Annotated in this window: 8 protein-coding genes; 2 read left to right on the top strand and 6 right to left on the bottom strand. The window is 62.9% G+C overall.

From position 1 onward, the window contains the following. Window positions 1-252: 252 nt before the first annotated feature. The 6 genes from ENZ74_RS10025 to ENZ74_RS10000 form a co-directional block, all read right to left on the bottom strand. Window positions 253-1,698, bottom strand: a complete 1,446-nt coding sequence (locus tag ENZ74_RS10025) for a homospermidine synthase (protein WP_013529731.1) — start codon at window positions 1,696-1,698, stop codon at window positions 253-255. Window positions 1,699-1,828: 130 nt separating this feature from the next. Next, window positions 1,829-2,764 carry a DUF3445 domain-containing protein gene (locus ENZ74_RS10020; protein ID WP_063168945.1) on the bottom strand — a complete coding sequence of 312 codons (936 nt, stop codon included), beginning with the start codon at window positions 2,762-2,764 and terminating at the stop codon, window positions 1,829-1,831. A gap of 3 nt (window positions 2,765-2,767) precedes the next feature. After that, complete coding sequence (locus ENZ74_RS10015; protein ID WP_063168944.1) at window positions 2,768-3,430, bottom strand: aminotransferase class IV family protein; 663 nt, start codon at window positions 3,428-3,430, stop codon at window positions 2,768-2,770. Then, entirely contained in the window at window positions 3,379-4,524 is a 1,146-nt protein-coding gene (locus ENZ74_RS10010) for an aminodeoxychorismate synthase component I (RefSeq protein WP_063168943.1), read from the bottom strand. The genes ENZ74_RS10015 and ENZ74_RS10010 overlap by 52 nt, the downstream gene beginning before the upstream one ends. Window positions 4,525-4,706: 182 nt before the next feature. Then, window positions 4,707-5,447 (bottom strand): hypothetical protein, encoded by a 741-nt coding sequence (locus ENZ74_RS10005; RefSeq protein WP_063168942.1) that lies wholly within the window; start codon window positions 5,445-5,447, stop codon window positions 4,707-4,709. 361 nt (window positions 5,448-5,808) lie between these two features. Beyond that, a complete protein-coding gene (locus ENZ74_RS10000) occupies window positions 5,809-7,641 on the bottom strand; it encodes a M3 family oligoendopeptidase (RefSeq protein ID WP_063168941.1) in 1,833 nt (610 codons plus the stop codon). A gap of 175 nt (window positions 7,642-7,816) precedes the next feature. On the opposite strand from ENZ74_RS10000, the gene ENZ74_RS09995 reads away from it, so the two are divergent. Together ENZ74_RS09995 and ENZ74_RS09990 are read left to right on the top strand one after the other, a co-directional pair. After that, window positions 7,817-9,352, top strand: a complete 1,536-nt coding sequence (locus ENZ74_RS09995) for a sigma-54 dependent transcriptional regulator (RefSeq protein ID WP_063168940.1) — start codon at window positions 7,817-7,819, stop codon at window positions 9,350-9,352. Between the two features lie 409 nt (window positions 9,353-9,761). Continuing rightward, on the top strand, window positions 9,762-10,479 hold a 718-nt coding region (locus ENZ74_RS09990), incomplete at its 3' end, for a DUF882 domain-containing protein (protein ID WP_127312754.1).

Raw genomic sequence — 10,479 nt, 5'->3', positions numbered from 1 at the left:
CGGGCGGCGAGAATCGCCGAAAGGGCACCCGCCACGCTCATCGAAAGAATTTTGCGCGCAATGATCATGTGAAAATCCTCTCCTCTCGCTTCGGCCCAAAAATCGGAAATCGATTTTCGACAAGCACGAGGCGTGCATCCAAGTTTCCAGAGCGACGTGCGTCCAGATGAATACGTATCGCTATGGTCCGCATCCCTTCAATCGCCCGATTTCCGGGCGATTGCAAGGCAGTGAGGCAGGTGGGCGGTGCTGCTATCGCACAAGGATGTTGCGGAACTGCCACGGGTCGTTCCGGTCGAGGTCTTCCGGGAACAGGCCGGGACGGTTATCGAGCGGCGTCCAGTCGGTGTAGTAGCCCTTGACCGGTCCGAGATACTGGGACTGCACTTCCAGGCACCGCCTGTAGTCCATCTCGTCGGCTTCGACGATGCCGGCCTCGGGATTCTCCAGCGCCCAGACCATGCCCGAGAGCACCGCCGAGGTGACCTGCATGCCGGTGGCATTCTGGTAGGGGGCCAGCTTGCGCGCCTCGGCGAGCGACAGCTGCGAGCCGTACCAGTAGGCATTCTTGTCGTGGCCGTAGAGCAGCACGCCGAGTTCGTCGACGCCGTCGATCAACTCGTTCTCGTCGAGCACATGATGCACCGGCTGAGGCTTGCCGGCGGCGCCGAACATCTCGTCAAGCGACAGCATCGCGTCGTTGCAGGGATGATAGGCATAGTGGCAGGTCGGGCGGTAATGCACCTTGCCCTTCTTCGAACGCACGGTGAAGAAATCGGCGATAGAGATCGCCTCGTTATGCGTCACCAGCAGGCCGTATTGCGCGCCGGGCGTCGGGCACCACGAGCGCACGCGCGTGTTGGCGCCCGGCTGCTCCAGGTAGATGGCTGCCTTCGAGCCGTGCTTGTGCTTCTTGGCGTTCTTCGGCATCCATGTCTCGTGTGTGCCCCAGCCAAGTTCCGCGGGCTGCAGGCCCTCGGAGATGAAGCCTTCGACCGACCATGTGTTCCAGAACACATCCATCGGTTTCGGCTTCTTGGTGCGCTGGGTGTCGCGTTCGGCGATGTGGATGCCCTTGACGCCGGCCTTCTTCATCAGCTTGGCCCAGCCCTCGCGATCGTCCTGCGCGGGCTCCGAGAACTCCAGGCCAAGATCGGTGGCGAGATTGACCAACGCCTGCTTGACGAACCACGAGACCATGCCTGGATTGGCGCCGCAGGTGGAGACCGCCGTGGCGCCGCCGGGCTTGTCGTGCTTTTCCTTGAGCAGCGACTCGCGCAGCGCGTAATTGGTGCGGCTGGCGTTATCGGCCTTGGCGTCGAAATAGAAGCCGAGCCACGGCTCGACGACGGTGTCGATGTAGAGCACGCCGAGCTTGCGGCAGAGCCGCATCAGGTCCACCGAGCCGGTATCAACCGACAGGTTGATGCAAAAGCCCTGGCCGCCGCCATTGGTCAGAAGCGGGGTCAGGAGCTTCTTGTAGTTCTTCTCGGTCACCGCTTCCTGGACGAAGGTGATGCCGCGCTCGTCGAGCAGCTTGCGGTCGGTGTCGCGCGGATCGATAACCGTCATGCGCGACTTGTCGAACTTGAAATGGCGTTCGATCAGCGGCAGCGTTCCCCGGCCGATCGAGCCGAAGCCGATCATCACGACAGGGCCGCTGATCTCACCGTAAACGGGCCAGTTTTCATTCGCCATTTTATCGAGCACTCCTTCAAAGCCCAGGAAACTGGGAAAACGCACACACAAAACCGGGCATCTTTGCCCGGCGGCCATGCGCTACATCACAGATCATTGTCACAAACCAGCGAAAAGCGCCAACCAGCGATCAGTCGTCATTGGCCATGTGGTTAAGGACCGTCATCAGCCGATCACGGTCCGATGTCAGGCCCTTGTAGTCGAGCTGGGCGAGATCGAGTGCTTCGAGCTGGGCGGCGAAAGACACCGCGAGCTTCGCCCGATCAGGGTGCCTGGCCAGCACGGCGAGCGGATCGAGATGGATGCGGATGGTGAACAGGATATCGCGTGAAACAGGCAGTTTGCGTAGGGTTTGCCGCTCGACGCGAATGAAGGCATGGGCGTCGATGTCGCCATCGGGAAAGCGCGACGGCCGGTTGGTGGCGCGGTCGATGCGCTGCAGGTCGGAGAGCGGATGGTAGAGCGCGTTGTCGGCCTGGATCGACCAGTTGTAGCGCTCGACGGCCTGCCCCTGGAGGCCATCGAACATCCGGTTGATGAGTTCCGCCGGACGCGTGCCCGGGCCGAAACCCGGCACCGGCGCGTGGATGTCCTGCAGCGGCTTGCCGAACTTTTCCAGGAGCGACCAGGAGGAGGGAAAGCAGAGCGAGCCGGCGACCAGCCGCCAGCCGCTGTCACTGCTGCGCATCAGGATCAGGTCTTCCTGGACGAGCAGTGAGGCTTTGGCCAGCGGCGCATCGGCGAGGGAAGCAGGCAGACGGCTCGCCGCGCCCGCCACCTCGACGCCTGATCCGCCGAGCCGATGGGTTTCGGGGAACCTCTCCGGGAGATGCGCGGCGAGCAAGTCGAGCACTTCCTGCTGGGCGTCGCGCGTGCCGTCCTCCTCGACGAAAACGCGCTCTGGGATTTCGGCATAGAGCCGGTGCTTTTCGGCGAGATACGGCAGCAGATGGCCGTCGACCTCGATCCAGGCCGCCGGGTCGAGCGGCTTCAGCCCGATGCTGAACAGTTTCGACGAGCCGTCATAGGGCGTGTGGGTGGGCAGCGTATGTTTTGGGGACGTCATGTCTCAGGTCAGTCTTGCCGGGATCAGTCCGCGCAGCGAATTGCCGACGAACAGGGACTTGGCGGATTTCAGATCGTCCAAGCTGTAGATCGCTTCGCGGGCGCGGCCTTCATCCAGAAGCTGCGCGCGCAATACGCCAGGCAGCAGGCCGCAATCGAGCCGGGGCGTCGCCAGCACGCCGTCGCCGACATCGGCAAAGACATTGGTGATCGTGCCTTCACAGATCTCGCCACGCTCGTTGGCCATAAGCACCTCGTCGGCCTGCGTGATGAGGTGTTCGGCACGGGCACGCGTGTAAAGCTGTCGCCGGCTGGTCTTGTGGCGCAGCAGCGTGTCGTTCGAATCGAGCCTCGTCCGCGCCAGCCGCAGCATCCAGACTTTGTCGGCGGCGAGCGGTTCATAAGGCTGCGCAGAGGCCGTCACCTCGCCATCGTGCGACAGGACGAGACGCGTGCGCGTGGCAACGCCGGAACCGCCGACCGCGCTGCTCAGCGCCTCGCCGACCGTGCCTGGATCACAGCGGAAGCCGAGTTCCGCCGCCGAGCCATAGAGGCGCGCAAGATGACGATCGAAGCGCAGGAAGCCCGAGCCGGGTTCCCAGCGCATGGTCTCGATCAACTGAAAGTCGGCGGTGTTCCCGTCGCGAAGCGCGCTTTCAGCAGACACTCCTGATACTCCTCCTGCGCCGTCGAATCGAAGACGACGCCGCCTCCGACATTGTAGACGGCCTCGCCGCCCGAAAAGAGCGAGATGGTGCGGATCGCCACGGAAAAGCGCATCGGGCCGCCGGGTGCGATCCAGCCTATGGCGCCGCAATAGGCATCGCGGGGCGTGCCTTCCAGGTCGCGCAGGATCTCCATGGCACGGATCTTAGGCGCGCCGGTGATCGAACCGCAAGGAAACAGCGCCGCAAAGATCTGGCGGATAGAGAGACCCGGCAGCAGTTTGGCCCTGACGTCGCTCACCATCTGATGCACGGTCGGGTAAGTCTCGATGCGGAACAGCGCCGGCACGTCCAGCGTGCCCACCTCGCTGATCAGCGAGATATCGTTGCGCAGGAGATCGACGATCATCCGGTTTTCGGCCTGGTTTTTCTCGTCATTGCGCAGGAAGATCTTCTGCCGTTCGTCCTCGGCTTTGGTGGCGCCGCGCGGCGCCGTTCCCTTCATCGGATGCGTCTCGATCATGCCCTCGGCGTCGATCTCGAAGAACAGTTCAGGCGAGCGCGACAGCACGATGGGTTCACCGAGCGCGATCAGCGCGCCATATTTCACCGGCTGACGTTCAGTCAACGCATCGAACGCGGCCAGAGGCTCGCCTGACCATTGCGCATGCACGGGAAAGGTCAGATTGCCCTGGTAGCAATCACCTTGCCGGATGTGCTGGTGCAGCCGCGAGAAGCGTTTTTCATAATCCTCGGGCGACCACGTCGCACGGGCGTCGAAGATCGGGCCATTGGTCGCCGCCATATTGCGCGGCGGCACCGCCTGTTCGACCGGGGCATCGAAAACCCCAAGGCACACGAGTGGGGCGCGGCGTCCATTCGGCAGCAGGGGAACGAGCTTGGGTTCGAGCAGGTAGCCCGCCTCATACGAGAAATAGCCGGCAAGCCATTTGCCTGCATCATGCGCGGCTTGTGCTGCTTCCAGAGCCGGCCCGAAATCGCCTGCATCGTGCGCCACGATGATATCGGCCGGCCGGTCGAAAACGAGCTGGCGCGCGCTTTTGTCATTGCGAAAAATTGCGGCGGGCAGGGACATGGGCACCGAATGCTGCGGTCAATGAAGCCATCAACCGCTCTATATGGGGTGCCGCCCGCGCGCAATCGAGGGAACGGCACGCTGCCTCTTAAAGCCGACCTTTGGGCCAACTCAGGAACCAAGAGCAAACGGCGACGCCGATATGGCGCCGCCGCTTGCAATCTTCAGGTCGTGCCTGGCGATCAGCTGTTGCTGGAGGTTCCGGCTGTTGGAAACTGCTTGGCGAATTCCTTCTCGTTGCCGGCGGCGAGCAGCTTGGCCTGCTCGATCCAGCGTTCGCGCGCGATGCGGCCATCGAAATTCATGACGTCCTCGATCCGTTTGATATCGGCCGCTGTCCAGGACGCGATCTGGGCGAAGCTGGTGACGCCTTGTGCCTTGAGCAGTTTCTCATTGACCGGACCGATACCGATCAGCCGACGCAGATTGTCGGGCTTTCCGGATGCTGGCTTGGCTGTTGCAGGCTTGGCTGTTGCAGGCTTGACTGTTGCAGGCTTGCTCATTGCGGATTTGGCTGGAGCCGAGGTTTTGGTGGCGACGGGTTTCGCCGCCGGCTTGGCAGAGACCGCTTTCGCAGCGGCCGGTTTGGCCGTCGCGGGCTTTGTGGTGGCGGATTTGGCCGTCGCGGGGGTCGACATCAGGGCCGCCGGCGCCTGGCTTGCCGGTTTTGCCGCGCTGCTTCCGGCGGCAGGTGCGGCCGACGCTTCGCGCAGCCGGCGCTCAAGGTCGGCGCGGGTCTTGCCGCATGCATCGAGTTCGCCGGTCAGGCGGTCGCTGTCGGTGCGCAGCCTGTCGCGTTCGCTGCGTGTACGGTCGAGATCGCCGCGCAAGCTGTCGAGTTCACCGCGCAGGCGCCCCCAAAGGAACCAGCCGACCAATACGCCTATCAGGAACGCCAGGACCACGTAGAAAAAAGTGCCCATTGTCTCTCTCCAGTCAGATCCGTCTGCCGTGGGTCATGATCTTCGGCGAAGGACTACTCTTGGTGGTTCCGCGGTAAGCAGAACAGCCGGCTTCGGTTCGAGCTGTCGGCGATCGGCTTTGCTTGCCCATGGCCAACGGCCGTTGTCGCGTTCGCCTGAGCGCCACGGCCGGCTGAGATTTCTCCTCGCCGATCCGCATGCGCTCCGGCTGAGCTTGGAGCGAAGGCTATCATAGAGCTTGTGGAAAGCTATCGGAAAACTTCGGTGGAGAGTACTTCAAGAACAGATATTTAGGGCGATAGTAGAGCTGTCCCAACATGCATTCCGGCTAAACTGTTAGAGCGACGCCTGGGGGCGCATTTCAAGTGTCGAGCGCTTCCAGCTCGTCGATCAGGCCACCGATGACGCCAAGTCCGATCTGCCAGAAGGCGGGATCGGTGGCGTCGAGCCCGAAGGGCGCCAGAAGCTCGGAATGATGTTTGGTGCCGCCGGCGCGCAGCATTTCGAAATACTTGTCCTGAAAGCCGCGCTCGGCGTTCTGGTAGACCGCGTAAAGCGAGTTCACCAGGCAGTCGCCGAAAGCATAGGCATAGACATAAAAGGGCGAATGGATGAAGTGCGGGATGTAGGTCCAGAACACCTCGTAGCCTTCGCGCAGCTTGATGGCGGGACCCAGACTTTCGGCCTGCACTTCGAGCCAGAACTGACCGAGCCTGTCGGAGGTCAGTTCGCCGTTCTTGCGTTCGGCATGCACCTTGCGCTCGAATTCATAGAAGGCGATCTGGCGCACGACCGTGTTGATCATGTCCTCGACCTTCTGGGCGAGCATGGCCTTGCGCTCGCGCCGGTCGGTGGTCTGGTCGAGCAGCGAGCGGAAGGTCAGCATCTCGCCGAAGACCGATGCCGTCTCGGCCAGCGTCAGCGGCGTCGAGGCCATCAGCGCACCCTGGCCGCCGGCCAGCACCTGATGCACGCCATGGCCAAGCTCGTGCGCCAGCGTCATCACATCGCGCGGCTTGCCCATGTAGTTGAGCAGGACATAGGGATGCGCCGACGGTACGGTCGGATGCGCGAAGGCGCCAGGCGACTTGCCGGGCCGCACCGGCGCGTCGATCCAGTTGCGGTCGAAGAAGGTTCGCGCGATCTCGGCCATGTCGGGCGAAAAGCGCTGATAGGCGGACAGCACGGTGTTCCTGGCCTCGTCCCAGCCGATGATCGCCTGGGGCGTATCCGGCAACGGCGCGTTGCGGTCCCAATGGTTCATCACCTCCATGCCCAGCCAGCGTGCCTTCATCGCGTAGTAGCGGTGCGAGAGGCGCGGATAGGCATCGCGAACGGCGGAGGCCAAGGCGTCCACCACACTGCGCTCGACGCGGTTGGCCAGATGGCGTGAATCGGCGATGTCCTCGAAGCCACGCCAGCGGTCGGATATCTCCTTGTCCTTGGCCAGCGTGTTGGTGATCAGCGTGAAGGTGCGCAAGTTCTTGCGGAAGGTCGTGGCCAGCGCCTCGGACGCCCGGCGGCGCACCTCGCCGTCGGCGTCCTGCAGACGGTTCAGCGCCGGCTCCAACGTCAGTTCCTCGCCGTCGATGTGGAAGCGAAGGTCGGTCATCGTCTCGTCGAACAGGCGGTTCCAGGCGCCGCGTCCGGTGATCGACTTTTCGTGGAAGAGCTGCTCGACGCGGTCCTCGAGCTGGTAAGGCTTGTCCTTGCGCAGATCGAGCACCCATGGCCGATAGTGGCCGAAGGCGGGATCGCCGGCGAGCGCGCCTTCGATCGACGCATCGTCGATCAGGTTGAGTTCGAGCGCGAAGAACAGAAGGTGCGCGCTGGCGTCGGTCATCTTCTCCTGGATGTCGCCATAGAGCTTGGCGCGCTGGGGATCGGCGGTGTTTCCGGCATAAACCAGTCCCGCATAGGAGACGATGCGGCCGATCAGTTCCTCCAGCGCCTCGTAGGCGACAAGCGCCTCGCCCAGCCTGCCGGCGCCGCCGCGCTCGGCTTCGGCGGCCAGCGTACCCTTCCAGCGGCTCTCGAAACTGGTCGCATCGGTGGCGGCCTTGGCGATGTCGCGCTTCAGCTCCGGCGCGTCCATGCCGGCATAGAGGTCGGCAAGGTTCCATTCCGGCAGGTCGCCCAGCTCGGCCGCGCCTTGACCCGACGCCGGCGCCGCCAGCCGCCGTGCGGAAACCATGTGCCCAGAATCCCTATGCATTGCCGACACCTTCCGTGGCCAAGGTTCAAGGAGAAACGAGAAGCCGGTCAAATCCTAAGGAATTCATTCACCGGGTTTTTTGAAACCTTATTTAGAACCCTGTGCCAAGATGGTCCACAGGGCAGAATTCCTCGGGCGGGCAGTCACACCAGTCATGACAGGTTCCATACTCATAGTCGATGACGATCCGGTGCAACGCCGGCTGCTCGAAGCGGCGGTGACGCGGTTCGGCTACAGCGCAATCGTGGTCGACGGCGGCGCGGCCGCTCTCGACATCCTCGATGGACCCGGCGCCCGCGAGGTGTCGGTGGTCATCCTCGATCTGGTCATGCCCGGTCTCGACGGTATCGGCGTGCTGAAGGCGATGCGCGAGCGCGACATCAACGTGCCGGCGATCGTGCAAACCGCGCAGGGCGGAATCGAGACCGTGGTTTCGGCGATGCGTCATGGCGCCTTCGATTTCGTCGTCAAGCCGGCGTCTCCCGACAGGCTGCAGGCATCGATCGGCAATGCGCTCAAGGTCGAGGCCGTCGAGGGCGAGGTCAAGCGCACATCGCGCCGGCGCGGCGGCCTCCTGACCTTCAAGGACATGATCACGCACAGCCCGGCCATGGACAGGGTGATCCGTCTTGGCCAGAAAGCGGCGGCATCCAACATTCCGATCCTGATCGAGGGCGAGTCCGGCGTCGGCAAGGAACTGGTGGCGCGCGCCATCCAGGGCAGTGGCGACCGCCGCACGAAGCCCTTCGTCACCGTCAATTGCGGCGCCATTCCAGACAATCTGGTCGAATCGATCCTGTTCGGTCACGAGAAGGGCTCGTTCACCGGGGCCACCGACAAGCACACCGGCAAGTTCGTCGAAGCGCATTCGGGCACGCTGTTTCTCGACGAGATCGGCGACCTGCCGCTCGACGTGCAGGTCAAGCTGTTGCGTGCGGTCCAGGACGGCGAGGTCGACCCGGTCGGTGGGCGCTCGACCGTCAGGGTCGACATCAGGCTGATTTCGGCGACGCACCGCAACCTCCTGCAGCAGGTCAAGGACGGCAAGTTCCGCGAGGATCTGTTCTACCGGCTGAACGTCTATCCGATCTTCGTGCCGCCGCTGCGCGACCGCCGCGACGACATCCCATATCTGGTCACCCATTTCATGGAGAAGGTCGCGCCGGCCGACCCGCACCGTCGCCTGCAAGGTATTTCGGCGGCAGCGCTCGCGGTGCTGCAGGCCTATGACTGGCCCGGAAACATCCGGCAGCTCGAAAACGCCGTCTTTCGCGCCTCGGTGCTTTGCGAAGGCTATATGTTAACCGCGGAGGACTTCCCGCAGATCCGGGCGCAAGTGGAAGGCACCGTCAACCTCGATATGGATGGCGACGCGCCGTCGCCGTCCTTGCCTTTGCAGGCGCGCGATGACGAAGCCTTGCCCGGCGAGGGCGGCCCGGCAATCGCGTTCGATCCGCCGGCAAGGCTGCAGCCTCGCTTCGGCACGTTGCGGGCGCTCGACGAGCGCGGCAATGTGCGGGCACTTGCCGATGTCGAACTCGAGATGATCAAGCTTGCCATCGATCACTACAACGGACAGATGAGCGAAGTCGCCCGCCGACTCGGCATCGGCCGCTCGACGCTCTATCGCAAGCTCAAGGAACACGGCATCGATCCGGAGACAGGCCGCGTCGATCGACTAGCCTCCTAAGGGCGATGCCGGGCTGAGCTTTGGCCCGGCTTCCGGCTTTGCCACAAGGCCGGCGCCAGCTTGCAATGCCACAACGGGCCTTGTATCGCCGTTTCGGCGGCATTGTGGCTGTCTCGTGGACAGCTCTGTTCACGCATTAAGGCTAACGGTAACAGATCGTGTTTGGGGCGAAGGCGAAAATCCGATCTAAACCAGCGGTTTACCAAGAAACCTTGTGAACAATTTTTGACGGGATATCGCCACGGTGTTACCGCATTTCGGCTTCAATAAGCGATGATTAACCATTAGGATCGATATTCGGGTGTGCTAATGCCACATCCGTTTGGACAAATCCGGGGACAAACGGCAGCCTGCAAGGCCTTTTGATTTGAACAGAATCGAACGACACACAAACAGGCGGCACCATCATTTGAGCGTCTGGCCGAAGTGGCTGGCAGTGTTGGTTGTCGCTTTTGGTTTTGTTGCCGCGGCTGCGAGCGGAGCCAGCGCCGAAACACGGTCGCTGAAGCTTTATCATCTCCACACCCATGAGAAGGCCGAGATCGTCTACAAGCGCAACGGCCGCTACGTTCCCGAGGGTCTCCGCAAGATCAACATCATTTTGCGCGACTGGCGTCGCAACGAGCCAACCAAGATGGATCCGCGCCTGCTGGATCTCGTCTGGGAGGCGTATCGGGAAGCAGGTGCCACGGACTATATCCAGGTCGTCTGCGGCTATCGCTCGCCGTCGACGAACTCGATGCTGCGCAGCCGCAGCAGGGGCGTGGCCGAGAAGAGCCAGCACATGCTCGGCAAGGCGATGGATTTCTATATTCCCGGCGTGCCGCTGAAGAAGCTGCGCAACATCGGCCTCAAGATGCAGGGCGGCGGCGTCGGCTACTATCCGTCATCGGGTTCGCCGTTCGTCCACATGGATGTCGGCAATGTGCGCCATTGGCCCGGTATCAGCCGGCAGGAACTGGTCTCCCTGTTCCCCAATGGCAAGACGCTGCATGTGCCGAGCGACGGCAGGCCGCTGCCCGGCTTTGAGCAGGCGCTCGCCTCCTACAAGGCGCGCAAGGGATCGGGCTCGCCGGCCATCGAGATGGCCAGTGCCGGCGGCAGCAGCAAGAAATCGGGTGGATTCC

This window comes from Mesorhizobium sp. M7A.F.Ca.CA.002.15.2.1, assembly GCF_003998715.1.
In the GTDB taxonomy this organism is placed as follows: domain Bacteria; phylum Pseudomonadota; class Alphaproteobacteria; order Rhizobiales; family Rhizobiaceae; genus Mesorhizobium; species Mesorhizobium ciceri.
The sequence above is the reverse complement of the archived record's forward strand: the minus strand, read 5'-3'. Positions and strand labels throughout refer to the sequence as shown.

What these genes read in the sequence shown, in the direction of transcription:
- ENZ74_RS10025 (WP_013529731.1), bottom strand. Translation starts at nt 1,698, where the DNA reads ATGGCGAATGAAAACTGGCCCGTTTACGGTGAGATCAGCGGCCCTGTC.
- ENZ74_RS10020 (WP_063168945.1), bottom strand. Translation starts at nt 2,764, where the DNA reads ATGACGTCCCCAAAACATACGCTGCCCACCCACACGCCCTATGACGGC.
- ENZ74_RS10010 (WP_063168943.1), bottom strand. Translation starts at nt 4,524, where the DNA reads ATGTCCCTGCCCGCCGCAATTTTTCGCAATGACAAAAGCGCGCGCCAG.
- ENZ74_RS10005 (WP_063168942.1), bottom strand. Translation starts at nt 5,447, where the DNA reads ATGGGCACTTTTTTCTACGTGGTCCTGGCGTTCCTGATAGGCGTATTG.
- ENZ74_RS10000 (WP_063168941.1), bottom strand. Translation starts at nt 7,641, where the DNA reads ATGGTTTCCGCACGGCGGCTGGCGGCGCCGGCGTCGGGTCAAGGCGCG.
- ENZ74_RS09995 (WP_063168940.1), top strand. Translation starts at nt 7,817, where the DNA reads ATGACAGGTTCCATACTCATAGTCGATGACGATCCGGTGCAACGCCGG.